Source organism: Mesorhizobium sp. M0761 (assembly GCF_040320205.1).
Classification (GTDB): Bacteria; Pseudomonadota; Alphaproteobacteria; order Rhizobiales; family Rhizobiaceae; genus Mesorhizobium.
Map to the genome: position 1 here is coordinate 68633 of NZ_JAMYPF010000011.1, position 25214 is coordinate 93846.

26 protein-coding genes are annotated in these 25214 nt (G+C 59.9%); 9 read left to right on the forward strand and 17 right to left on the reverse strand.

Annotated features, from left to right (window positions below):
• Positions 1-37: 37 nt before the first annotated feature.
• Entirely contained in the window at positions 38-193 is a 156-nt protein-coding gene (locus NKI32_RS18905) for a YjiS-like domain-containing protein (protein WP_023744508.1), read from the reverse strand.
• A gap of 231 nt (positions 194-424) precedes the next feature.
• On the opposite strand from NKI32_RS18905, the gene NKI32_RS18910 reads away from it, so the two are divergent.
• The 7 genes from NKI32_RS18910 (at position 425) to NKI32_RS18940 (ending at position 6002) form a co-directional block, all read left to right on the forward strand.
• Positions 425-1294 (forward strand): LysR family transcriptional regulator, encoded by an 870-nt coding sequence (locus NKI32_RS18910; protein ID WP_023668092.1) that lies wholly within the window; start codon positions 425-427, stop codon positions 1292-1294.
• Between the two features lie 318 nt (positions 1295-1612).
• Positions 1613-2593, forward strand: a complete 981-nt coding sequence (gene ftsZ / locus NKI32_RS18915) for a cell division protein FtsZ (RefSeq protein WP_031246157.1) — start codon at positions 1613-1615, stop codon at positions 2591-2593.
• A gap of 455 nt (positions 2594-3048) precedes the next feature.
• Positions 3049-3468, forward strand: coding sequence for a hypothetical protein (locus NKI32_RS18920; RefSeq protein WP_353003159.1), 420 nt, complete (start codon positions 3049-3051; stop codon positions 3466-3468).
• Between the two features lie 14 nt (positions 3469-3482).
• Positions 3483-3689 (forward strand): hypothetical protein, encoded by a 207-nt coding sequence (locus tag NKI32_RS18925; protein ID WP_353003160.1) that lies wholly within the window; start codon positions 3483-3485, stop codon positions 3687-3689.
• A 183-nt stretch (positions 3690-3872) separates the two neighbouring features.
• The gene (locus tag NKI32_RS18930; RefSeq protein WP_023668089.1) at positions 3873-4844 is read left to right on the forward strand and encodes an SDR family oxidoreductase; all 972 of its coding nucleotides are present in this window, start codon (positions 3873-3875) and stop codon (positions 4842-4844) included.
• A 269-nt stretch (positions 4845-5113) separates the two neighbouring features.
• A complete protein-coding gene (locus NKI32_RS18935) occupies positions 5114-5431 on the forward strand; it encodes a hypothetical protein (protein ID WP_023687854.1) in 318 nt (105 codons plus the stop codon).
• Between the two features lie 142 nt (positions 5432-5573).
• Entirely contained in the window at positions 5574-6002 is a 429-nt protein-coding gene (locus NKI32_RS18940) for a GFA family protein (protein ID WP_081731301.1), read from the forward strand.
• A gap of 118 nt (positions 6003-6120) precedes the next feature.
• Here the strand turns inward: NKI32_RS18940 and NKI32_RS18945 are convergent, their stop codons facing one another.
• From NKI32_RS18945 to NKI32_RS18970, 6 genes are all read right to left on the reverse strand, one after another.
• Positions 6121-8196 carry a PAS domain-containing hybrid sensor histidine kinase/response regulator gene (locus tag NKI32_RS18945; RefSeq protein WP_353003161.1) on the reverse strand — a complete coding sequence of 692 codons (2076 nt, stop codon included), beginning with the start codon at positions 8194-8196 and terminating at the stop codon, positions 6121-6123.
• 10 nt (positions 8197-8206) lie between these two features.
• Positions 8207-13918, reverse strand: a complete 5712-nt coding sequence (locus NKI32_RS18950) for a HAMP domain-containing protein (RefSeq protein WP_353003219.1) — start codon at positions 13916-13918, stop codon at positions 8207-8209.
• A 183-nt stretch (positions 13919-14101) separates the two neighbouring features.
• Positions 14102-14503, reverse strand: coding sequence for a response regulator (locus NKI32_RS18955; RefSeq protein WP_353003162.1), 402 nt, complete (start codon positions 14501-14503; stop codon positions 14102-14104).
• The gene (locus NKI32_RS18960; RefSeq protein WP_023725485.1) at positions 14504-14779 is read right to left on the reverse strand and encodes a hypothetical protein; all 276 of its coding nucleotides are present in this window, start codon (positions 14777-14779) and stop codon (positions 14504-14506) included.
• Positions 14780-15074: 295 nt separating this feature from the next.
• Positions 15075-15695, reverse strand: coding sequence for a cysteine hydrolase family protein (locus tag NKI32_RS18965; RefSeq protein WP_023687850.1), 621 nt, complete (start codon positions 15693-15695; stop codon positions 15075-15077).
• A gap of 23 nt (positions 15696-15718) precedes the next feature.
• Positions 15719-16261, reverse strand: a complete 543-nt coding sequence (locus NKI32_RS18970) for a DUF6894 family protein (protein ID WP_023700055.1) — start codon at positions 16259-16261, stop codon at positions 15719-15721.
• Here NKI32_RS18970 and ku point away from each other — a divergent pair.
• Positions 16254-17243, forward strand: coding sequence for a non-homologous end joining protein Ku (gene ku, locus NKI32_RS18975; protein ID WP_502897966.1), 990 nt, complete (start codon positions 16254-16256; stop codon positions 17241-17243). The genes NKI32_RS18970 and ku overlap by 8 nt on opposite strands.
• A 654-nt stretch (positions 17244-17897) precedes the next feature.
• Here the strand turns inward: ku and NKI32_RS18980 are convergent.
• From NKI32_RS18980 to NKI32_RS19005, 6 genes are all read right to left on the reverse strand, one after another.
• Positions 17898-18944, reverse strand: a complete 1047-nt coding sequence (locus NKI32_RS18980) for an ATP-dependent DNA ligase (RefSeq protein WP_023826403.1) — start codon at positions 18942-18944, stop codon at positions 17898-17900.
• Between the two features lie 128 nt (positions 18945-19072).
• Positions 19073-19579, reverse strand: coding sequence for a YciE/YciF ferroxidase family protein (locus NKI32_RS18985; RefSeq protein WP_023668075.1), 507 nt, complete (start codon positions 19577-19579; stop codon positions 19073-19075).
• Between the two features lie 332 nt (positions 19580-19911).
• A complete protein-coding gene (locus NKI32_RS18990) occupies positions 19912-20331 on the reverse strand; it encodes an HD domain-containing protein (protein WP_023741810.1) in 420 nt (139 codons plus the stop codon).
• Between the two features lie 40 nt (positions 20332-20371).
• Complete coding sequence (locus NKI32_RS18995; RefSeq protein ID WP_023704637.1) at positions 20372-20782, reverse strand: DUF427 domain-containing protein; 411 nt, start codon at positions 20780-20782, stop codon at positions 20372-20374.
• A gap of 255 nt (positions 20783-21037) precedes the next feature.
• On the reverse strand, positions 21038-21313 hold the full coding sequence (locus tag NKI32_RS19000; protein ID WP_353003163.1) for a hypothetical protein: 276 nt from the start codon (positions 21311-21313) through the stop codon (positions 21038-21040).
• A gap of 103 nt (positions 21314-21416) precedes the next feature.
• Positions 21417-21737 carry a hypothetical protein gene (locus NKI32_RS19005; protein ID WP_031195797.1) on the reverse strand — a complete coding sequence of 107 codons (321 nt, stop codon included), beginning with the start codon at positions 21735-21737 and terminating at the stop codon, positions 21417-21419.
• Between the two features lie 165 nt (positions 21738-21902).
• Here NKI32_RS19005 and NKI32_RS19010 point away from each other — a divergent pair, with 165 nt between their 5' ends.
• Entirely contained in the window at positions 21903-22514 is a 612-nt protein-coding gene (locus NKI32_RS19010; protein ID WP_352838873.1) for a GNAT family N-acetyltransferase, read from the forward strand.
• 79 nt (positions 22515-22593) lie between these two features.
• On the opposite strand, the gene NKI32_RS19015 is transcribed toward NKI32_RS19010, so the two are convergent.
• From NKI32_RS19015 to NKI32_RS19030, 4 genes are read right to left on the reverse strand one after another with little or no spacing between them, the layout of a single operon-like run.
• Positions 22594-22926, reverse strand: coding sequence for a hypothetical protein (locus NKI32_RS19015; protein WP_023681169.1), 333 nt, complete (start codon positions 22924-22926; stop codon positions 22594-22596).
• Positions 22927-22928: 2 nt separating this feature from the next.
• A complete protein-coding gene (locus NKI32_RS19020; RefSeq protein WP_352739052.1) occupies positions 22929-23291 on the reverse strand; it encodes a hypothetical protein in 363 nt (120 codons plus the stop codon).
• Complete coding sequence (locus NKI32_RS19025) at positions 23288-24508, reverse strand: NRAMP family divalent metal transporter (protein ID WP_352739050.1); 1221 nt, start codon at positions 24506-24508, stop codon at positions 23288-23290. Before NKI32_RS19025 ends, NKI32_RS19020 begins: the two co-directional genes overlap by 4 nt.
• Positions 24505-24966: a hypothetical protein gene (locus tag NKI32_RS19030; protein WP_352739049.1), complete on the reverse strand. Its 462-nt coding sequence runs from the start codon at positions 24964-24966 to the stop codon at positions 24505-24507. Before NKI32_RS19030 ends, NKI32_RS19025 begins: the two co-directional genes overlap by 4 nt.
• Positions 24967-25214 lie beyond the last annotated feature (248 nt).

The window sequence follows — 25214 nt, forward strand, 5'->3', positions numbered from 1 at the left end:
GCCGCCGGCTCCATTCTCTGCATGCCCGCCACCAATCTCAGCGACGCAGGCTGGCGTCGCGGGCACGCTCGCGGAGCTCTTCGCGAGAAAGGCCCGCATCCGCCAATATGCTGTCTGGAAGCCGCCTCAAGTTCGCAAGCGTCTGGCGATAGGCAAGCCAGCGGGCGAAACGGTGTCGAAGTTCATGCAACATGATCGTCTCCTTGGCGAGCGGGATACCCACGCTCTTGGTCGAAAACGCAAAGCAATCGCGCAAAGCGTATGCACGATCGAACGGATTGGGCTGACTTCCTGGCCACCGAGGCGTGCCTGTCATTTTCCTGCCAGGGCAGGATTATCCAACGCCTCCAATGGCTGCATACTTGCGCATGATGTCCGCTTCGCGCTACAGCCACGGTCGCAAGGAGTTTTTCATTTCTGCAAAATGGATATTGGCTGGGACGATCTGAGGTTGTTTCTCGACGTTGCGCGGCTGGGTGGCCTGAGCGCGGCGACGGCAACCACGCGCCTCAGCGCAGCCACACTCGGACGACGCGTCACCGCGCTCGAAAAGCAGATCGGCGAAGCGCTGTTCGTACGTCAGCAGACCGGCTACCGACTAACCCCGGTCGGTGAAGAACTGCTGCGGCGCGCCGAAGACGTCGAAGCAGCAATGCAGTCGCTAACCCGCTGGCGCGAGGGAAACCTGCCCGACCGCATTGTCCGCGTCTCGGCCGGGCCATGGACCTCGGCCTTCGTTTCCACCCATATCGGCGAAATCTGGACCGTCGATGACGGCATCAGGGTGGAACTCGTCACCACCACCGACCGGGTCGACATCGGTCGCCGCGCCGCCGATATCGGCATCCGCAGCGAGCGCCCGACCGAACAGTGGCTGGCCGGCCGTCAGAGCGGCAAGGTCGCGTATGCCATCTATTCCGGACGCCACCTGATCAACGGCATCGCCGCCGGGTTGTTCGTCGGCGTCACCGGCGAAGGGGCAAACATTGCCTCGGCGCGCTGGCTGCAAGCCCATCACGGCGATCGCATCGCCGTGCGCGGCAACAACACCCATTCAGTGCGCGAATTGGTGGCCGCAGGCGCCGGCCTTTCGATCTTTCCGTGCTTCGTCGGTGACAGCGATCCGCGGCTGGTTCGCGTCGCTCATCCTATCCCAGAACTCGAAACCGACCAGTGGATCGTCACCCACCATGAGGAACGCCACTCCCCGCCGGTACGAAAGATTGCCGACCGGATTGCCGCTCTGATGCGGGCCCATCAGCCGTTGTTTCGCGGCAAGATGCCGATCCGCTAAGCGTCAGGCGTCGATCGGCCGCCAGATTCTCAAGGTTCTGGCGCGTGAGGCGGGCGCGTGAAGCTTGAAGGGGTTGGATCCCGGATTGTGGATTTTGGCTGGCCAGAAGCCGGGCCAATCCCGGAAATTGGCTGGAGACTCGTCCAAAAGGTCGGCTCGTTCAGGCGTATATGGTACAAGTCCCACATCTTGTCTTGCCGCAAAGTTCACCCTCTGATTCCCTGTGCCAAGGCGATAGAACCTGATTCTTGCACCTGGCGTGTTCAAGCGGCGCGTTCCGGGAACTTTTTTGTCGATCAATTCCAAGGAGACAAGACGATGAGCACCGCGGCAAGGCCCGTCATCTCGGAAATGCGGCCGAAGATAACCGTTATCGGTGTGGGCGGTGGCGGCGGCAACGCGGTCAACAACATGATTGCCGAAAATCTGCAGGGTGCGGAGTTCATCGTCGCCAACACCGATGCCCAGGCACTGACCATGTCGAAAGCATCGCGGCTGATCCAGCTGGGCGCCCATGTCACGGAAGGCCTGGGCGCCGGGTCGCTGCCCGCGGTCGGCCGCGCGGCAGCCGAGGAATCGATCGACGAGATCAGGGACCACCTTGCGGGAACCCATATGTGCTTCGTGACCGCCGGCATGGGAGGCGGAACTGGAACCGGTGCCGCGCCCGTCATAGCGAACGCTGCACGGGCAGCCGGCATCCTGACCGTGGCCGTCGTCACCAAGCCGTTCACCTTCGAAGGGAAGCGCCGCATGCAAGCCGCCGAAGAGGGCATCGAGCAGCTTCGCGAATGCGCCGATACCGTGATCGTTATTCCGAACCAGAACCTCTTCAGGATCGCCGACGCAAAGACGACTTTCGCGGACGCCTTCGCCATGGCTGATCGCGTCCTTTATTCCGGCGTCGGCTGCATAACCGATCTCATCGTCAAGGAGGGGCTGATCAATCTCGACTTCGCCGACGTGAAGTCGGTGATGCGCGACATGGGTCGCGCAATGATGGGTACCGGGGAAGCCACGGGCGAGGACCGCGCCAGGAAGGCCGCCGAAGCGGCGATAGCAAACCCGCTTCTCGACGAAGCCTCGATGATCGGCGCCAAGGGCGTCCTGGTCTCGATCTCGGGCGGCATGGACATGACGCTGTTCGAAGTCGATGAGGCCGCCACCCGCATCCGCGAGGAGGTCGACGCCGAGGCCGACATCATCGTCGGCGCCATATTCGACCGGGCACTCGCCGGAAAATTCAGGGTCTCAGTCGTCGCGACAGGATTGCGGCAGGGCCTGGAGATACCGCAGTAGGCAGGATCCGGGCTGCTGATTTATGAGTCTGGTGGACCGTGGTCATGGGCTTCGCCACCGAAAAGTCGGCCCGCAAGCCCGCACCATTGAACTTGCCGGTGAATTCGCGTTGCCGGCCTAGAGACCGAATTTGTTTCGAGGCCGCTGCCACGAATGCGCGAACTCGCATCAGCGCCGCCGCGGAACCGCTCCCAACTGCAACCGCGCCGCGAATGCGCTTCGACCCGGATCCCCAACAGGAGGCCATACAGATTGACCGCGGCAGACATTTCGCCTGCGATATGGCCAGCGTCTGCTGACCACATGATCGGCCCTTTCTGATCGGTGATGCGGGCTCGCTGGATATGGCACAATAAAACCGGCATGGGTCAGACGTCGGGAGCGTCCAGTGGCGGCCAGCCTCGCAAGCGCTATATCGAAGAAAAACTCAGGTCGACCCGACAGGAGCATACTCCATGGCTGACACGCCGACACCCGATGCTTCGTTTCTCGCGGCCCTGACGACAGAGCATTTCGTGCAGCAGACAGCGATCAGCACGTCCATAAGTGAAATGGCGTCGCGGACGACCATCTACATTATGGCTCTGTCGAGCGCTCTGGTGGCAACGGGCTTTGTTACGCAGTCCTCCGAGTTCTTCCTGCCGTTTGTCGCGGTTGTGCTGCCATCGGTCTTTTTACTGGGTGCCTTTACCGTCTTGAGGTTGGTCGACATCGCCGCTGAGAACATGCAGGCCCATATCGGCATTGCCCGGATCAGAGCCTACTATCGAACTTTGGGCGACGAGGCTGCCTTCCAGTTTTCCAAGGAATTCGGTCGCTGGCCGAAAATGACGCCGAACCTTCTCTTCGTACTGGGCCTCTCCTGGCGTACCTGACCACTGCAGCTACTATGATCGCATTCATAAATGCCATCGTCGCTGCGGCGGGCGTTACTCTGCTTGCGTTTGGTGTCGGTGCAGAACTATTGCTCGCGCTGTGTCTTGGTGCTGGAGCAGCAATCGGCTTGATGACGATTTTCTATTTATACCAGCGCCTTCGGACGAAAGGCATGGTCCGCATTGCCAAACCCTATGGCTCTGAAAAGAGCGTGCTTTGAGCGGGTAATGAATGTGGTGTTTGTGTGAACGGCACCGGCATGGCAATTCCGATCTTATTGACGACCAATGCTCCACGCCCCTCGCAGGCTGTTCGCAATGGCGAGCCCTTTCGGGATCGAGATATTTGCGCAAACTTTTTTGCCCGGCATGCGTTGTTCGTTCTCCGAGCACAGGAGAAAGCCATGCAGACTAAGTCGCAGACTTCAGCCGAAGCCGCCAAGCAACGCCATATCCAGCGTGGTATCGACGCCAAAGACGAGACGAAGAGCATTGGCAAAATGCAACAAGCGATGCAAGCCGGCGCCCGCAAATATCCCGAGCCACCTTTTCCCGAGCAGCATCAACCCAAACCGGGGCATGAATGGGCGATCGAGCCCGCTCCGCTCTACGATGCGCCTTACTACCTCGGATCGAAAAAACTCGATGACAAGGTAGCGCTTATCACGGGTGGCGATTCCGGCATCGGCCGTTCGGTGGCAGTCTTGTTCGCCCGCGAGGGCGCCGACATTGCGATCGTATACTTGAGTGAAGACAGGGACGCCGAAGCGACCAAAAACGCCGTCGAAAAGGAAGGCCGGCGTTGCATACTGATAAAAGCCGATGTCAGTGAACGCGAGCATTGCCGCAACGCCGTGGCGCTGACGGTCGAAAAATTCGGCAGGATCGACGTGCTGGTCAACAACGCCGCTTTCCAAATCCATTCCAGTGACTTCAACGACCTGACCGAGGAACATTTCGACACGACGCTGAAGACCAATCTTTACGGCTATTTTCATATGGCGCAGGAGAGCGTGCCGCACATGGAGCCGGGCTCCGCGATCATCAATACCGGTTCGGTGACCGGCATCGACGGTTCCAAGCAACTGGTTGACTATTCGATGACCAAGGGCGGCATTCATGCCTTCACGCGAGCGCTTTCGGGCAATCTGGTCGGCAAGGGCATCCGGGTAAACGCGGTCGCGCCAGGTCCGGTGTGGACGCCGCTCAACCCTTCGGACAAGGAAGCCGACGACGTCTCGAAATTCGGCGCGGATACGCCGATGAAACGGCCAGCGCAACCGGAAGAACTTGCCCCGGCTTACGTGTTCCTCGCCTCGTCGCATTGCTCGAGTTACATCACGGGAGAGATCCTGCCGGTGGTCGGTGGCTACTGAGGTCGCGGAACGTATTTCGTTGCATTGGGCTACCGAGTAGACGGCACGCGGAGACGTCGTCTCCAGGGAGACGCTTGCCGCGCTCGATCGCTTCAAGAAACGCGTGATCGGTGCCGTGCGCCGCCGCTACACGGCACCCGCCACGGCTCCGGAGCAATAACGCTCCGTGTTGGTCGAAATCCTCGCTCGCGTTTTCAATTTTCTGAATTTCCGCTTGGAACTCTCCCGCCGGCATACCGTTCAAACATCATTGAGCCAGGAGAACGACCATGCCACGAGGCGACAAATCGAAATACAGCGACAAACAGGAACGCAAAGCCGACCACATTGCCGCAGGCTATGAGAAGCGCGGTGTTTCCGAGAAGGAATCTGAGCGCCGGGCATGGGCGACCGTCAACAAGGACGATGGCGGCGGCAAGAAAGAAGGCGGCTCGGGTCGTGGTAAACACACCGGACACCCCGCGGCCCACAAGGGTGGGAAAAGCGGCGGCAAGGCATCGGCTTCACGGTCAGCCGCAAGCCGATCGGAATCGGCAAAGAAGGCAGCGGCAACACGCAAGCGGAATGCCGAGCACCATGCCCATTAACTGCCCCGCAACAGGTTCGGAACGCCATGAAACCCAAGCTCGCTGACCGCCTTCGCAACCGACAAGAGCATCGCCGACAAGAACATCGGCAGTGCCTCTTTGACTGCGATCGGAGCGTTCGGCGCCGCCTTGATCGATCTTGATGCGTGAGGTTGGCAAGCGCCTACCCGGCTCCTTGGCCATCAAGGGCGGATGTCTCTGTGGCAGGATCCGATTCAGCGCCGGGATCGAACCGAGGGTTCACTACTGCCACTGCGATATGTGCAGACGAGCGACCGGCAGCGCGTTTGCAGTTCTTGCCTGGATGCCCTGCCAAAGCCTGAGCTGGAATTCCGGAACGCCAACATATCGAAGGTCTTCGCCGATCGCGCAAAGAGGCTTCTGCCCAGAATGCGGGTCGCCGCTCAGCCTTTGCTACGACGCGTCGCCAACCGAGATCGCGCTGCACGTCGGTACCTTCGATGATCCGGCTCACCTGGTGCCTCGGTACAACTACGGTTCAGCGCAGCGCCTTGGTTGGGTGTGCTGCGGAATAGACCTACCGGACCGCGACACCGAGGAGCGCTGGTAGCGCCGCGAACGACCCAGATTGCCGATCAGGAATGCGGCCCTTGTCGCCGTGCCCCGAAAGTGCGGTCTCGATCTGCCCGGCCTGCCGACGTCGCCAGACCGTCGACAATCCCTAAGCGCTAGCCGGTTTTGATCCTTTGGGGGGCCGTATTCTCTATCGCGAAGAAAATCGCTTCGAACAGATCCTCGTCGCGGAAGGGCTTGCCGAGCAAGGGCACGTCGGCTGGCCGATCGGCAATCTCCCGGGCATCGGCATAGCCCGTGATCATGACCGCTGGCCAGTCCGAGCGCAAATTGCGCGCGAAGCGGATTACGTCGACGCCGGATACGAGTGGCATGGCGAAGTCGGTGATAATGACGTCGAACTTGTCGGGAGTGCGCTCCATCATGGCCAGCGCCTCCGCCCCTCCTCCCGCGCAGGTCACCTCGAAACCGCGCTGGCGAAGGGACTCGGCGGTCAATTGCCGCAAAACATGGCTGTCGTCGATCAGGAGGATTGATGGGTGCTCCATTCCGGCATCGGCGAACGCTCGTTCAATGTCGGGTTCCACCGCAGGATCCACCGGCTGTTCGGTCGAACGTGGCAGCCAGAGTTGCATGGTAGTTCCGCGGTTGACGACGCTTTCTATGCGAAGTGTCCCACCTGACTGCTTCATGAAGCCGTAGACCGTGCTGAGACCGAGGCCCGTTCCCTTACCGACCGGCTTGGTGGTGAAGAACGGTTCGACGACCTTGGCGACAAGATCGGGTGGTATGCCGGATCCGGTGTCCTTGACGGCGATCATGACATAGTCGCCCGGCGGAATATCCTCTGTTGGCGTCCCGATCGATCGATTCTGCGCATGCACGGTTATTGTCCCGCCAGAGGGCATGGCGTCACGCGCGTTGAAAACCAGATTCATCAAGGCCAATTCAAGTTGGCCTGCATCGACATGCACCGGCCAGATCGTGTCATCGATCTGCCAGTCGAAACGGATCAACCCCCCCAGCACGGGCGCCACCAATCCGTTCATCGTGTCGCCCAGCGCAGCAAGGCGCACCGCTTCCGGCTTCAGGGTCTGGCGCCGCGAGAATGCCAGCATTCGCGCGACAAGGTCAGCGCCTTGTCTTGCAGAACGCCGCGTCAGGTCGAGTACCTGTTGCGCCTGATCATCCAACGTAGCCCGGCGTTCAAGCAGCCCTAACCCACTGAGAATTGCGGCGAGCAGGTTGTTGAAATCATGCGCCAGGCCGCCGGTTAGCTTGCCGATAGCGTCGATGCGCTGGGATTGAAGCAGCTGATCCTCAAGACCGCGCCGCTCGGTGATGTCAAGCAATGTGCCGATGATTTCCGGTTCACGGCCATCTGAGCCGTCCGACATCACGCCCTGGTCGAGAAAGATGCGATACTCGCCATTGGCGCAATGCCAGCGGAACTCGCACGTATAGGAGCCAGTGGTTTTGGCCGCCAGCAGCGCTTGCTTCAATCGCGGCAGGTCGTCGGGATGAACGCGGCTGAGACCGAACTCCGGATCCGATGTCAGGTATTCAGGCGCAAAGCCGGTCAAGCGCTCGACGCCCTCGGTAACAAAGCGCGCCGCGAAGGGCGGCTCGGCTGCCCGAGCATGAAAGCAGACCGGCAACGAATTCAGGATGGCATCCTGCCGTTGCTCGGCGCTGCGCAGCGCGCGTTCGGCCTGAAGCTTGTCCTTGTGCGCCTGCAACGCCTGCGCCAATAGTCCCTGCTCGACCTCCGCCTTGCGCTGGATCTCGAGCGTCTTCTCGTGGAGTTCGACGAAAACCGCGACTTTCGAACGCAGCATGATCGGATCAAATGGCTTGAACACATAGTCGACCGCGCCGGCATCATAGCCGCGCAGCATATGCGCATCCTCCTTGTTGATGGCGGTCAAGAAGATGATTGGGGTGCGCTTGGATTGCTCGCGCTGGCGGATAAGTGCGGCCGTTTCATACCCGTCCAACCCTGGCATGAGGACATCCAGGAGAATGACGGCGAACTCCTCTTTCAGCAGAAAGCGCAGAGCCTCTTCGCCCGATTGGGCGCAGATGACCTCTCCGATAGTCGCGAGCACTTCGCTGATCGCCAGCAGATTGCGCTCATCGTCGTCCACCGCCAGGATGCGGGCTCTTGCCGGCCCTTCGGCAAGAGCTGCCACCTCAAGTTTCCTTACCCTGTTTCTTGCCAGCTTTTGCATCGAACGGCCGTCAGTTCGCTGCCAGGAGAAGTTTTTCCGGGCTCTCGACACGGGATCGGGCACGCCCGATCCAGACACGAAGCAGCGCCAGCAGGAGATCCAGGTCGACGGGTTTGGCGATGTAGTCGGAAGCCCCGGCATCCAGACATTTTTGCCGATCCCCCTTCATCGCCTTTGCGGTGACGGAAATCAGCGGGATATGAGCAATCGCCGGTGTGCCGCGAATCCGCCGCATCGTCTCGTAGCCGTCCATCTCCGGCATCATGATATCGATCAATGCCACGTCGACATCGGGCGCCTGTTCAAGAAGCGCCATGCCATCACGGCCCCGCTCGGCATGCAGAACCTGTATGTCATAGGTCTCCAGAACACTGGTGAGCGAATAGATATTGCGAATGTCGTCGTCGACGATGAGAACTTTCGCCCCGGCGAGATCGGACTTGCCGTTGTGTTCAGTTCCTGCCCAGGCCTCTTGGCGACCTTCTCCCGGCAGCGTTGCCGAAATATGCAGCGCCAATTGAGCGAAGTTCTCCGCCCGCGGTGCTTCCGCCAAGGCCGGGTTCAACGCCAGTACCTGTTCAAGCGCGTCCGGGTGAGGCGTAAAGAACAGCAGCTGCGGCAAGGCTTCGCCGAAGTGGCCGGTGATCTCGTCCAGCGCCTTTGCGTTGTCCTTGGCGGAGCGTCCAAAGCCGAGCACGACGGCATCATAGGAGGCGAGGCCAACGTCTTCTGCATTTGCCGCAACTCGACCGATCGCGGTGACCGACGTTACGCCGTCGCGGATTGCCTCGACCAGCGCCAGACGCCGCTCCGGGTCAGGGTCCACGACCAGAACGCGGCGCTGAACGCGGAGCTTCTTCGAGTGGATATCCTGAAACACCTTCATCAGCTCGTCCGAGGAAACGGGCTTGGTGGAAATGCTGGACGCCCCCTTGCGTGCGAGACTGTCGATGTCTTCGGCACCCGAGATGACATGGATGGGAATTCCCCTCGTCTTCTGGTCATGCCGCAGCAGATCGAAAAGCACCCAGCCATCGATATCCGAAAGCCCGAGATCAAGCGTGATTGCGTCGGGAACGAGCTTGCGGGCCAATGCCAGCGTGCCGGAACCTGCATTCGACAGAACGCCTTTCAGCCCGGCCGACCGGGCGAGGCCGAGCAGCAACCCGCCAAAGGTCGGGTCGTCCTCGACGATCAACACGATCCGATCGGTGGGTAGGATTGAATCGCGGTCGTCGATCAGCTCTGCCGAGGCCGGACTGCTGAGCAGAGCTGTCGCAGCAACCGCCTCCGCCGCCGGAGCCAGGGTCGACTGTACTGTCGTCACGCGGGGGCCGTCGAACGGGATGATGAGGGTAAATGTCGACCCCTTGCCCGGCGTGCTTTCGACCCGCAATTCGCCGCCAAGCAAGCGAGCGATCTCGCGGCTGATCGAGAGCCCAAGGCCGGTGCCGCCATACTTGCGGCTGGTGGTGCCGTCGGCCTGCTGGAAGGCCTCGAAAATCAGCTTCTGTTTGTCTTCTGGAATGCCAATGCCGGTGTCGGTGACGGCGATCGCGAGAGCCTTCACCGGCTGCGTCGCGCCATTGCGGCGGCCGGCCTTTTCAACCCGGAAGTTCAGGCTGACCTCGCCTTCCGAGGTGAATTTGAATGCGTTGGAAAGCAGGTTGAGGACAATCTGCTGCAAGCGTTTCTCATCTGTGCGGACCGTGTCGGGAAGCGCCGGATCGACCTTGATGGTGAAGCCAAGTCCCTTGTCGGCTGCCAGCTGACGAAAAGTTCGTTCCATGTGCTGGCGAAGATGCGTCACCGGCATATCGTTGATGTCGATGGAAACAGTGCCCGACTCGATCTTCGACAGATCGAGGATATCGTTGATGAGGCTGAGAAGATCGGTTCCTGCCGAATTGATGGTGCGGGCGAACTCTACCTGTTTTTCGTTGAGGTTGCCGTGCTGGTTGGTCGCCAGCAGGTTTGACAAAATGAGCAGCGAATTGAGCGGCGTGCGCAGTTCGTGGCTCATATTGGCCAGGAACTCGGACTTGTATTTCGACGTGAGTGCCAGTTGCTCGGCTTTCTCCTCCAGCGCGCGTCGCGCCATCTCGATTTCGAGATTCTTGTTTTCGACCTGCTTCTTTTCGTTCTCGAGCAGCTGCGCCTTTTCCTGCAGTTCCTCGTTCGTCGCATGCAGCTCTTCCTGCTTTTTTGTCAGCTCGGTTTGACGCGCTTGCAATTCCGACGTCAGCAGTTGCGACTGCTTGAGCAGGCCCTCCGTGCGCATCGTCGCAGCGATGGTGTTGAGAACGATGCCGACGGATTCCATGAGCTGGTTGAGGAACGACTGGTGTGTGTCACGAAACTCGCCGAACGAGGCGAGCTCGATGACGGCTTTGACTTCATCCTCGAACAGGGCAGGCAGGATGATGACATTGGCTGGCGAGGCGCTGCCAAGACCAGATGTGACCCGAAGGAATTCTGGCGGCACATTGTCCAGCATGATGGCGCGCTTGTCGGCGGCACTTTGCCCAACCAGGCCCTCTCGCAGATCAAGCCGCTGCTTGATGGCAGCTTTGCTCTCGGCGCCATAGGAAGCCGCCAGCTCAAGATAGGATTCCTCCTCGTCGCGATTGGTGACGTAGAACACCCCATACTGGGCGTTCACCAGAGGAGCGAGTTCGGACATGATGAGCCGCGAGACGGTGGCAAGATCGCGCTCGCCTTGCAGCATGCGCGAAAACCGGGCGAGATTGGTCTTCAACCAGTCCTGCTCGGCATTCTTCAGCGTCTGATCCTTCAGATTGCGGATCATTTCGTTGATGTTGTCTTTTAGCGCGGCGACCTCGCCGGACGCTTCGACGCTGATCGAACGGGTAAGATCGCCCTTGGTCACCGCCGTCGAAACCTCGGCGATGGCACGCACCTGGGTGGTCAGATTGGCAGCGAGTTGATTGACATTGTCGGTCAGGTCGCGCCAGAGGCCGGCGGCACCTGGCACACGCGCCTGACCACCGAGCTTACCCTCGATGCCCACCTCACGGGCGACGTTGGTCACCTGGTCGGCAAAGGTGGCAAGCGTCTCGATCATGCCGTTGATGGTGTCGGCCAGCAGGGCGATCTCTCCCTTCGCGTCGACCGTCAGTTTGCGCCTGAGATTGCCTTGCGCGACCGCCGTCACGACATCGGCGATGCCGCGCACCTGATTGGTCAAGTTCGTCGCCATCAGGTTGACGTTGTCGGTCAGGTCCTTCCAGGTACCGGCAACACCTTCGACGCGCGCCTGGCCACCAAGCTTGCCCTCGGTGCCAACCTCACGCGCGACTCGGGTGACCTCGCCGGCGAAGGAGTTCAACTGGTCCACCATGGTGTTGATGGTCGACTTGAGCTCCAGGATTTCGCCCTTCACATCGACGGTGATCTTCTTCGACAGGTCGCCGCGCGCCACGGCGGTCGTGACTTCGGCGATGTTGCGCACCTGGCCGGTCAGATTCTCTGCCATCGAGTTCACATTGTCTGTGAGATCCTTCCACGTGCCGGCAACGCCGCGCACCTGCGCCTGGCCTCCCAACTTGCCTTCCGTGCCGACCTCGCGTGCCACGCGCGTGACTTCCGAAGCGAAGGAATTAAGCTGGTCCACCATTGTGTTGATGGTGTCCTTCAGCTCCAGGATCTCGCCGCGGACATCGACGGTGATCTTCTTCGAAAGGTCCCCGAGCGCCACGGCGGTGGTCACCTCGGCGATGTTGCGCACCTGGCCGGTCAGGTTGGCTGCCATGGCGTTGACGTTTTCGGTCAGATCCTTCCACGTGCCGCCTATGCCCCGCACCTGCGCCTGGCCGCCAAGCTTGCCGTCGGAGCCGACCTCGCGCGCCACACGCGTCACTTCCGAAGCGAAGGAATTGAGCTGGTCGACCATCGTGTTGATGACGTCCTTGATCTGCAAGATCTCGCCCAGCGCGTCGACGGTGATCTTCTGGGTCAAGTCGCCGGTCGCAATGGCCGTTGCCACCTTCGACACGTCGCGCAATTGCACCGTCAAATTGCCGGCCATGGCGTTGACGTTGTCGGTCAGATCCTTCCAGGTGCCACCGACGCCTTCGACATGCGCCTGGCCACCAAGCTTGCCTTCCGATCCCACTTCGCGGGCCACACGCGTGACCTCAGAGGCGAAGGAGTTCAGTTGGTCGACCATCGTGTTGACGGTGTCCTTGAGCTCCAGGATCTCGCCTTTGACGTCGACGGTGATCTTCTTCGACAGGTCGCCGCGCGCCACGGCGGTGGTGACTTCTGCGATGTTTCGAACCTGGCCAGTCAGGTTGGCGGCCATGAGATTGACGTTGTCGGTCAAATCCTTCCATGTGCCGCCGACGCCCCTCACCTCTGCCTGGCCGCCCAGCTTGCCTTCGGTGCCGACCTCGCGTGCCACGCGCGTCACTTCCGAGGCAAAGGAGTTCAGTTGGTCGACCATCGTGTTGATGGTGTCCTTGAGTTCCAGGATTTCGCCTTGCACGGCGACCGTGATCTTCTTGGACAGATCGCCCGACGCGACCGCCGTGGTCACCTCGGCGATATTGCGCACCTGACCGGTCAGGTTCTCGGCCATCGAGTTGACGTTGTCGGTGAGGTCCTTCCAGGTGCCGGCGACGCCGCGCACCTGCGCCTGGCCGCCAAGCTTGCCTTCGGTGCCAACCTCGCGTGCCACGCGCGTGACCTCGCCCGCGAATGAATTCAGCTGGTCCACCATCGTGTTTATCGTGGATTTCAGCTCGAGAATCTCGCCCTTCACGTCCACCGTAATTTTCTTCGACAGGTCGCCCAAAGCCACCGCGGTCGTCACTTCGGCGATGTTGCGCACCTGGCCAGTCAGGTTCTCGGCCATGGAATTCACATTGTCGGTCAGATCCTTCCACGTACCACCAACACCCTCAACGCGCGCCTGGCCGCCAAGCTTGCCTTCAGTGCCGACCTCGCGCGCCACGCGCGTGACTTCCGAAGCGAAGGAATTGAGCTGGTCCACCATCGTGTTGATGGTGTTCTTCAGTTCTAGGATTTCGCCCTTGACATCGACTGTGATCTTCTTCGACAGGTCGCCCGACGCAACCGCGGTCGTAACCTCCGCGATGTTGCGCACTTGCCCGGTCAGGTTCGTGGCCATCGCGTTGACGTTGTCGGTCAGATCTTTCCACGTGCCGGCGACGCCCTTGACCCGGGCCTGGCCGCCGAGCTTGCCTTCCGTACCGACCTCGCGCGCCACGCGCGTCACCTCGGAGGCGAAGGAGGCCAACTGGCCGACCATGGTGTTGACGATCTTGCCGATGCGCAGGAATTCGCCACGCAGCGGTCGGCCATCAATTTCGACCATCATGGTCTGCGACAGGTCGCCCTTGGCGACGGCGCCGATAACGCGCGCAACCTCAGCCGTTGGCTGAACCATGTCTTCTATGAGATCATTGACTGAACGGACACTGGATTCCCAACTGCCGGTGGCATTGCGAACCCGGCCGCGCTCGCCTATCCGCCCTTCCTTGCCGACGACCCGGCTCAAGCGCTCGAACTCGCGCGTCACTTGGTCGTTGAGGTCAGCGATCTCATTGAAAGTCTCAGCTATCTCGGAATCGAGGCCTTCATAAACATTGTCGATGCGGACGGAGAAATCGCCGCGCCGGAAGGCTTTCAGAGAATTCAGGATGCTTCGACGGTCCAATTGCTTCTTGGATGCCTGCACGGTCACAGCGCCACTCCCAGCCCTATGGATTTATACGGATAAAGTTGCCCCCGCGGCCAATGATGGATCGCGCCGCAAGACCCCAAACGCGGCATCTTCAATTTTGTTCCATCGTGCCGTGAATTCCAGGCCGACGGTTGCGCCTTGGTTTGAACGCCGGATTTTCATGATGCGGTTGTGGATTTATCCTGCTTCAGCCGACCACGACACGTCATAGCCGTTTGCCATTGCCAGAGAGGCATGAATTGCGTTGCGCAACTCGGAAGGCGAGGCAGGCTTTGCGACCCATGTCCCTTGAAGGAAAATCGGATCGTGAAAACCCGAATTGGCGTAGTTTGCCGAATGGACGACAAAGGGGATGTTTCGGCCGTCAAGCAACGTAGCTATTCGTACGCAATCCCCATCCGCCAGGCCGATATCCATGACAACAATGTCGGGAGAACTGCCCCTGAACCATTCCAGCGCGTCGGCGCAGGACGAAAAGACCCCAGCGATGTCGAACCCCGCGTCGCGCAACATGTCTTCAAGTTCGAGCGCGATAAACGCCTCGTCTTCCAAAATTGCAACGGACCTATGGTGGTCCAATTATCGCAGTCCTTTGCTCTCCGAAGCGATCGGCAGCGCAGCACGCCGCCTGACCGGTTCCACCCGGTGGTCGAAGCTCACGGCAATTTTCTTGCCGGACATGGCGTGGACCATAAGCCCGACCAATTCCTCGTCGTCGCAGCGACACTCAGGAAACCTTGCGCGGATTTCATCGACCGCAAACGCCGTCGAGATAATGTCGTCAGCGCGATAGCCAGAGATCACCGCGTAGACTGCGCTATAGGTTTCAAGGTCAATGACTTCGGTTTTCAGCACATCATCCTCCCTGCGGAAGGCCGACGGCAGAGGCGCCGGATGTCTCGCAACGATTGCTAGATGCCGGCATCGAGTCTTCGGCGCTGTATCCTGTTCATTCTATGACGGTTGGCCGCGCTGTCGATAGCTCTGCAAGGCTTTGTACGCTTCCAGACACTGATTCACGCGAGCGACCAGATCAGGCAATCGTGCCGTTCTTATACGTTTTCCGGTTCACTGTAGTGCCGTCCGCCAACTGAAACAGTCCACCCGACCAGAATGACGATTGTCGGCCCTTTCACTTGAAGCCCCCAGATCAGCGAGTGAGTTGTGGCCAACACTCCAACACCTCCGCCATGCTGGCCGCCTCAATCTGCTCACTGAAGCGGGAATGGTAGACTTCCATCAGTGCGTCATGGGTCTGGTCGGCAGAGCTGCAGATGGCATCGGTGACGAGAATGACGCGAAAGCCACGATCGATGGCGCCAAGCACGGTCGCGAGAACGCAAACGTCGGTTTCGCCACCGGTGATCACGAGCGCACGCACGCCGGAGCCACTCAGCAGCGCGTCGAGCCGCCCCTCGGTCCAGGGCGAATAGACGTGTTTGTCGACCACCGTCGCCGGCGGTACAAATCGTGCAAGTTGAGGCATCAGCTCGATCAGGCGCGGATCGATGTTGGAAAGGGTTACCTCCGCCCACCGACGATAGTAGTTTGCCCACATTCCCGGCGCCTCGCCCGGGCGGGCGGCAGGAATGAAGCGCGTGAACAGGGTACGGCTGGCATGTCTGGCGACCAGTTCTTCGATCGCCGGGACCACCTTTTCAGCCCACGGCACGGGCCAAGGTCCACCCGGCGCAAACAGGCGCTGCATGTCGACGCACAGATGCAGGCCATCGTCGCCTATTGGTCCGTGAATCAATCCTTGGGCGGCCACTGGTGGATTCCGTCGGGTTTGGGTTACTGGCCTGCCTGCCGCGCTGCATCGGCCTCAGCCACATCAACAGTGTAAAGCAATTCACCGTTTTCGTTGGATACCCTCACAAGCCAGCCGGACAGAGCGTCCGTGCCAGGCTGCAGGTCGGCGAGAAGATCGATTGCGCAGCGGATAGCTTCGGACCGGGCCGCCTCAAGGCTCGCCATCCTCGACGGCGGTATGCGTCGGCTGGTTTCGCCATCGCGATACTCAAAGACATATACGTCGCCGGCGCCGTCGCTTGCAGAGGTTATCTCGACCTGGTCGAAATTGCCGTTGCTGCTCGCGTCATATTCATTGGCTGCGAGATCAAAGGTCGCTGTCTGGACCAGGATTGCCTTTGCGCGGGCAAGCACGTCATCTTCAGCTTGTATCCCGACGTTTGCCATGTCCACCGTAACGCAGTCGCCGCCCTCGCCGCAAAATATCACCCGGCGAACCGACTGCCCGTCTGGCGCCCTGGCATTCACCACTTCGGTCCGAACGACTTGCATGACACTCTCCTGCCTGTGTCTGACAATGTTCATGGTGCGGTTCGGTTCCTGCGGATGCAGGGCGTCGGCCCGGCTGTCGAGACTGACAGGACTTCCCCACCGGACATTCACGGTGCACCGAGCCCCCGCCGCAGGAACAATTCGAACGGAAACGCGTTGCCCTAGCTGGAAACGGGATAAGCGCAAAATGGCCGCGCCACGTGCTGCCTGGAAGGGCTTCTTGAAGGTTGGTTCGGTTACTTGCGGCGTGAAGATTGTCGGCGCAACCAGCGAAGCATCCAAGATCCATTTCAAGATTTTGAACCGCAAGGACGGTCTGCCGGTCAGGAGCGTCTACGCCGACGAGGAGACCGGAAAGCTGGTGGATGCAGCGGATCAGGTGAAGGGTTTCGAGATCGAAAAGGACGAATTTCTCCAGATCGAACCTGACGACATAAAGGCGTTGAAGCTGACGTCGAAGCACACGCTCGAAGTCGGCGAATTCGTATCGATTGACGATATCGATACGCGCTATCTCGAGAAGCCCTACTATCTGATCCCGGCCGACGGCGCCGCAATCGAAGCATACGGAGTGATCCGCGATGCCATGAAGAACAAGGGCGTGGCCGCTCGATCCTGCGTGGTGCTCTACCAGCGCGGCCGCGAAGTGCTGATTCAGCCCTATGGCAAGGGGATGGTGATGACCGAGCTTCGCAACCACAACGAAATGGTTTCGGAAAGCACTGTGTTCGATGGATTGGCCAAGCAGAAATACGACCCCGATCTGCTCGAAATCGCCGGCATGCTTATTGACAAAAAAGTGACGACCTTCGATCCCTCGAAATTTGAAGACACCTATGAAGACGCGCTGATCGCCATGATCGATGCAAAGCGCAAAGGCAAGAAGCTGCCGAAGCCCGCACCAAGGCCACAGGAGAATGTCATCAACCTCGCTGAGGTGCTGAAGAAGAGCCTCAAACAGGAAGGGCTGGCGAGATCCACAAAGAGAGCCTCACCGAAACGCAAGACAGCATAGTTGATAACTGCCCAGCCAGAAGGTCCGCACAGCAGCTCCAGCCGCCCTTAATAGCTCGGAACAATTCTCGCGGTTGCCCGTTGGCCACCAAGGACGATGCCTTATGGCCGAGATCAAGAACGTCGACAGGGCAGTCCTCAAAGAGCCAGAGGCAGCGGATGCCAACATTGCGCTCAAAGGAGCCGGAACGCAGGACTCTGATCGGGCGCCGACAAGCCCCAGGACCGCTGGCCATCGGTAAAAATACATGGGGTGTGAAAAGACCCTTTCGCCTCCAGACGCGGCGACGCGCGACCGGTGGCGGGCCGAACCCCACGCCCAAGCGAAACCCGGAGAATAGATGTGCCCCCCAAACCAGAGCCAACCGAAGAGCCGCCAGTGGATGCGCCGACGTGGACGCCGGACATACGCGAGCCTGAGCCGGATCTTCTTCCCGACGAAGTGCCAGTTCCTAATCCGGACGAGAACCGTGATCCGCCAAAGCGAGGCGTGGTGACAGACTGAACAACGGGTTTGGTCCGGCATCCTCCTGCAAAGGCGTTTATCTCGCCGCCGGGTTCAAGATCGCCAGTGAAATGCGACTGGATTTGGCTGCGCCGAATGCTTGACGGATTTGGTCTCGATGGTGTGGACCTATCGACGCCTCGCCAAGCCTCATTTTCCAAGTATCTGTTCGAACGTGCATTGCTTCGGGCTTTTGTCAGGACGCCATCGCAGAAATTTGGTGCCATGACGGAAACGATCGCCGGTGACATGATCGAACCGCACCTCCGCCACCAGTTCGGGCCGCAATGGCTCCCATTGTCCGCTTCTTTCCGTGCTCCACCGACTGGGACCGCCCGGCGCTTTTCCCGTAAAGCCAGGAGCCGATCGCAAAGCTTCAAGTTGTCGCGTAAGCTTGGCCCTGTCCTCCCGGGCGATCGTCGAAGTGAACCCGACATGGTCGAGTTGCCCCTGGTCATTGTACAGGCCAAGCAACAGGGAGCCGACTTCACGCGAATTCGCCAGGTAGCGGAACCCTCCGACGACACAATCGGCCGTGCGCAGGCGCTTGACTTTGACCATGGCGCGCTCGCCGGGCCGATATTCATCATCGAGAAGCTTGGCAACGACCCCGTCGGTCGAACCTTGTCCGGATTGGCCAAGCCATCTGCCTGCCGCCGCCAAATCACGCGTTGCCCGAGACAGTTCGAGATCCTTTCGCCCGGCCGACTTCACGAACAGTTCGAGTGCAGCGCGCCGAACCGAGAGCGGCTGCTGCATCAAGGCGCCCTCGGAGGTCGCCAACATGTCAAAGAGGATCAGCTTTGCCGGCGTCGCGACCGACAGTTTCCGGATCCTGCTTTCCGCCGGATGCAGCCGCATCTGCAAGGCGTCGAAAGAAAGAGAGCCTGCAATTTCGATGACGATCTCACCATCGACCACGAACTCTTTTGTTTTCAGTTCATGCAACATCGCGACGACTTCCGGGAAATACCGCCCTAACGGCTTGCCGGATTTTGCACGCAACTCCACGGCCGCGCCGGCTTTAAAGGCCAGGCAGCGGAACCCGTCCCATTTGGGTTCGTATTGCCACCGGCCAGCATCGGCCGGCAACGTGTCGGCAGCCTTTGCTTCCATCGGCGCCGTGCTCAACGCCACGCCGAAAGACGATTTTACACTCGTCGGCAGATCGCGAGAGATGGCAGATTCGCCCGTCATGAAAGTTCCGTGGACAACGATGGAGATCGACTCAACGCAGCACTGGTGCCGGTTTTGGAAAAATCATGCTTCAACAGGGTTAGGTCATGATGAGATTTCAACCAGATCTCATCATGACCTGGGACGGTCTACTCGGCAGCCTGCATGTTGATCTTGCTTTCCGCCATTTCGGTGAGCTTGCGATCGGTCGCCTGCTCTTCTTTCAGGTTCTTGGCCAACACGTTGGCGCAGTCGCTGCGGCCAAGCTGCTTGGCCCAGGCGATGAGCGTGCCATATCTGGTCATCTCATAATGTTCGACCGCCTGCGCCGACGCTATCAGTGCCGCGTCTAGGACCTCCTTGTCGTCGACGTCGCCGCTCACATCGTCGGCTTCTTCGAGAATGCCGTCTATCGCCGGGCAGTTGACCTCCTTGGCCTTGACGCCATGCAATTCGAACACCTGTTCGACGCGCTCGATATGGCCTTTGGTCTGCTCAAGGTGTTTTTCGAATCCGGCCTTCAATTGCGGATCGGTTGCCTTGCCGATCATCTTCGGCAGCGCTTTCTCGATCTGCTTTTCGGCGTAATAGATGTCGCGCAGCGTGTGCACGAAGAGATCGTCGAGTGTCTTGATGTCCTTCGAAAAGAAGCCCATGGCCTTACCTTTCATTGTGCAGAAGTTCGGGTCCGGCGGCGGCTCGCCCGCCACCCGCGGAGGCCGGGAACTCGTCCCGGCTTGCTGGTCAACGCACCGGTGCCGGAGGAGTTCCTGATTCCGAGCCGGGCCGTTACTCCTTTTCGAGACGCTGCGGTCCATCTCCGGAGGAGCTTTGACCCGAACACACGTTCCATGGTCCAGGCGAGGACCCTCAGGCGCACGCCGGCGCGGAAAAACTGACGGCCAGGAGAGCCGAAACGTGCTGTGCGCCGCAAGCTCTCGCAGGCGATGGCTGCCTCGGCAGATGCAATGCCAGCGCCGGGCGCGCACTATTGTCGGGAGAACTCCTGGTCAAGTATGCGAAGGCCCTCTTCATATTTGGCCGCCGACGCTCCGACCTGCCTCGACTGCCAGATGTTGTCCTCCAGATCGGCGCGTTTTACGGGGAGCGCCACTGGGTTCGACGCAGCCCGCCGGACAAAGGCGAAATACTCCTCATCCGGCCTGCGCGACATGGCATCGACCGCCGCGGTAATTGTCGGTTCGAAGCCTGCTTCTTCGAGCTTGGCGCGGGTCCAGCCCTCGCCTTTCTCCAGAACGTCATGAAGGTAGGCAACAGTCTTCTGATCGATTGTCTCGACAGCGTCGACGACACGGCGGCAATGCTCGATGTAGGGCCGCCCGGTCTTATCGCGCTGCGACGCGTGAACCTCCTCCGCAATCTTTGCCGCCTGGTAGAAACTGCTCATCGCGCCTGTCGTTACCGTGATTGACTCTGCCTGATGAAACCTATTCGACGATATGTGGCGTGTGTCGCTTGTCCTCGGCAGGGTCGACATCGATACGGGCCTTTTCCGGATCGAAAGCGCCGTGACCTGCAATAGCCAGAGCAGCCGCATCGGGCGTTTCGTAGGCCCACATGAAATCATCGGAAGAACTGCCGACGGCGTGGACACGCCAGTAGCTTGCGGTGCCTTTGAGCGGGCACCGGGTGGTGGTGTCGGTCTTTTCGAAAAGATCGAAATAGATGTCCTCGAAGGGGATATAGAAAACGGGCTCGTGCCCGTCTTCACGCAGGACCTTCGCCCGCTCCGTAGCTGCGACGATGGCGTCGGAAAACCGCACCGTCACCGTGCCGGAAAACGGTTCTATGGCCAATCGGCCAAGGTTTTGCTGTGAAGTTGCGCCTGAAGTTTGCATTTGGATTTCTCCCTGGCGATTACCGCAAGATCGGTCATGCTTGGAGACGAAATGCGCGGCGGCGCTTCAGGTTCCGGCATGTCCGATGAAGCTGAATGGCAGCCGGCCTTAAAGCGCCTATCGGTTGCCGTATCCAGCAGTACTCGTCGGTAAGGCGCGGTGAAATGCTCGTCCAACCCATTCGAAGACTTTGGAAGACGACACGGTGGTCGCTTCCGTGGAGCGTCAGGGCTGGCACCGAAATGATCTTCGCCGCTACTTGCCGGCGGGCGAGTTCCTGGCAGGAGATGCTCCAGCTGTTTGGCCGTCGTCAGCTGCCGCCTCATGTCCGGGCTCCGGGGCGGCCTCAGTTGCGGCCAAGTGGGCCGCAAGGTCGCTATAGACCTTGTCCCTGCCGCCATCGTGTTTAGCGATCAGGCCAAGTAAGTCATGACGGCTTAGCTTTGCAATCTTCATTAGGAATTCGAATTCGTGCTTCGGAATGGAGGCTGCTAAGCGATCGAGTTTGGCCCGCCGGTTCTCTTTGGACACATGTGCTCCTATGTATCCAGGCAGCATGCGAGGCACGTGTTCGAAGGCCCGCCATTGTCTTGATGGCGGGCCTTCGGGCGGCCGAAGCCGCTAGGTCCATCGGCTACTTGTTGCAATTTTGCACGGTCGAGGTCGTTGCGCCACTTGCAGTGTTGTTATCGATGTCATTGCCTGCGGCGTCCTTGCAACGGTCGGTCATGCCGTTCGATTTTGTAGTCGAGTTTGTGGAATTCGGATCGGTTGGCACGGCCGCATTCCCGCTGCCAGTGCCATTGCCAGCGGCGCCGCCGCTGCCAACAGTTCCAGTGCCAGTTCCATTACCCGTGCCAGCCGTGCCGCCAGCACCCGTTCCATTTGTCTGCGCCAAGGCGGAACCGGCCAAGGCAATAGTTAGCACCGACGCGGCTAGAATTTTCTTCAACATTGGAGTCTCCGTGTTTGAATCGCCGAATTGCGATCGCTTTCCCAACGACAGGTTTTTCTCATTGTTCCCGGCGTAATGGATTGTGATCCGCAGCAGCCTTCGTCGAGGTGGACACTCTTGACGGCGCACGAATTGTGATGAGACCTGACAAGGGCAGGATGGGCTTTGTTCAACACCAAAGCGATATGTTGGGCGCGGCTGCATGCATCCGACGCGGATCGCGATGCGGAATGTGGGCAAGACGGTTACAACAGAAGCGGCGATCAGAGCTGCGAGCGAACCGGCCGCCTTGATGTTAATCTGACGGTTGAATCTCAAGACCATTCCGACGCAGGAGCAGAACGCATGCCGGCTCGATCCGAAGGATTTACAATCGCTCTGGCTCACAACGGGGATGCACGAACGCAGGCGGCCGCTGCGCTCTATCGACACAACATCGAACAAACCGGAATCGATGACCGGGCAGTGATCGGCGCGGAGCTTACCGACCCCTCGGGAAAGATCTGGGGTGGAATTTGGGGCAGAACGGAACTGGGGCTCCTGTTTCTCGACATGTTCTTCTTGCCTGAAAAATTGCGTGGCCGATCCTATGGATCACAGCTTCTTATGGCGATTGAGGAGGAAGCCGTTAGGCGTGGATGTAAGAGAGCCGTCGTCGAGACGAGCAGTTTCCAGGCGCCTCAATTTTACCGGCTTCATGGGTTTGAGGAATTCGGCAAAGTCGAATTCGTTATTCCAGGACACGCCCGCATCTTCCTTCGCAAGAACCTGCAGTAATCTTTGCGGAGGCGCCATCTGCACGAACGGCTGTTCGCCGGCAAAACGCCGGCGCCTTAGCCCTCCCAGCCGTAGCCATCTACTCCCGAAGGTCCTTTTGCCCTTTCCATCCGGGAAGCTCGGTCATCGGGCATAGCAGCCGCGGTCGCGCCGGATCGGAGATATCGAGTTTATCCCAGGGAATGCGGTACAGGCCGTCGCGACGGCGCAGCCGAAACAGGTCGAGCATCGCGATGCCGATGGTCGAAGCCGACAGACGCTCGAACGCGGCGTAGATGCCAACGTGGAATTCAGTAACGACGAGCTCGTCGCCACGCTGTTCGGCGAGAATCTCTTCGATGTGACCGATGCTCTTTCCACGCTGCGAGAGCACGCGTCGCCCGGCAAGATGTTCGAGGTTGACTGTCCTCATCATCACGCTCCTGGGATGCGCCCGATGACATGATCGCGCAACCAGTCCTGCCAGGCGAAAATCGACGTCTCGCCCACCTCGATGTCACATTCGATGTCGAGCCCGTTGTCCTGCACCTTTTTCCACGCAATCCTGTGTGGCTCGGCGTGGCGTTTGCCACCCACCCTCTTCGCCAGTTGCGCCATCCATTCCCCGGGCCGCGCGCCAAGGCGGCGCGCCAAAGTGATGGAGCCGAGTTCTATCGCGACAATCCTTGGTGGTTTGCCCCGCCGCAACTCGGCCACCACTCCGTCGACCTTGCCGATCTTGACCCGCCGGCGGTCGAACACCTGCTTGTCCAGGAGATCACGCATCAATTCCATCATGTGCCTCCGAATATCTGCAGCGGAATCGTCACCACGGCGAGCACGAAGGCAAGCGCGATAATGAAGACAACGGCGGCGTTCGAAATGATGCCGTTGCGACGTTCGCCGACATAGCGTTCGTCATTCAGCAGGAAGAGAAATGGAACTACCGTCAGCGGAAGGCTCGCCGCCGTTACCGCCATGGAAAAGATGGTCAGCCTCAGTGGGTCTAGGCCAAGCATGATCGGAATGGCGGCCAAAAACAATGATGCCGTATAGACGGCACTGAAGCCCGGATCATCGCGCGGCTTGCGATCCTCACCCCACGTCCAGCCAAAGCCCTGTCCCACCAGATATGCCTGTTGCAACCCGACTTCGAGTGCGGCGCCGAAACAGGCAATGGCGAGCGAGGCAACGAATAGAACGAACCCCCAGAAGCCGAATATAGGGATCAGCATCAACGGCAGTTGGTGATAGTCGTCCACCTGGTCGATGCCGCGCGTCGCGAGAACGAGAGCAGCGACGATCAACACGCCGATCGAAATGGTCCCACCAAAGGTCATGCCCAGCCCGGCGATGGCACGATTGGCCCCAAGGTGGCTTTCATCCCATTTGTCCTCGATAGCTCCCGAGGAATAGAACATGAAAAGATAAGGCGATATCGACGCGCCGAGAATGCTGGCCGCCATGAACCAGTAATTGATGGCATCGTGAGCCGGCAGCGAAGGCACGGCGCTGCCAGCGACCGCTGTCCAGTCGGGCTTTAACATCACCGCACCAACCACGAAGCACAGCGTCACGAGGCCGAGGACCGAAACGCCTTTCTCGATAAAGCCAAACGTGCCTTTCCACAGCAGCAACCATGCCAGCAACGCCACCGGCAGTGCCCACCACTGGAAGCCTATGCCGGTGGCAAGTTCGAGTGCGATGGCCACACCGCCGATCTCAGCGGACAGCACCATGAAATTGACGAGAAGGACGACGAGCAACGTCCATAGGAAGACGTTGAACCCAAATCTTTCACGAATGCCCTCTGAGATCGTGTGATGGCTCATCGCGGCGAACCGACCGGCCATTTCAACCAAAAAGATGATGCATATGGTGCCGAGAACTATGGCCCAGATCAGCTGGAATCCGAAGGCGGCACCCGCCTGCGCCGCCGTAGCCATCGACCCGACTTCGAGGAAACCTCCGACACTGGTGACGACGCCAAGCGATATTTCCAGAAGTTTCTTCACGGCTTTGGTCCGAAAGCGCTGGTGTAAGCGGCGGCGAGCGAGCGCATGCCCGCCCGAAGATCCTGTTGTGCGCTTTCCACCTCAGTGCGATTGTTCACCCGCAATCCCGCCTCGGCATGCGCCACCGCCACCGACAAACTGTTGACTGCTGCCGTCAGTCCTGCTCGCCCGGCTGGTTCAGCGGTCTCGGCCGATCGAATTTGCGCCTCGACATCGGCCAGCGTTTTTCCGACCGAGTGCAGTGCGGCCGTGGCATAGGCGGACGGTGCCGCTCCCTCCACCCAGGCATCCAGCACCATCGATACGGTCTGTGCCGCGGAGGCCGCTGTTCGTGATTGCTGCGCCACCTGATTGGAAGACGAGCATCCGGCCAACCCGGCTAGAATCAGAAGCAAGCACAGGCAGCCAACCGGAAAATGACGGTCGTTATGGGGTACAGCGCGCGTTGGATGCGCCACGCGGATTTCCTCCCCGGCCCGAACCAACTGCGTCCGGCATCAATGATCTAGAGCGCTCGGAGAGCTCGTCAAACGAAACCGACGACGAGCCTGTGAGGTCGGCTAGTCCCACGTAACAAAACGCTCCATCCCGGACAGCCGTGAAAGAGGGCGGGCCCGCGCTTCTCTTTGGCGCGGAGAAGCGCGGGCAGATCGGGCTGAGGGGATGACCCGATCGCGCAGCATCAACATGGGAGGGCAACAACGCT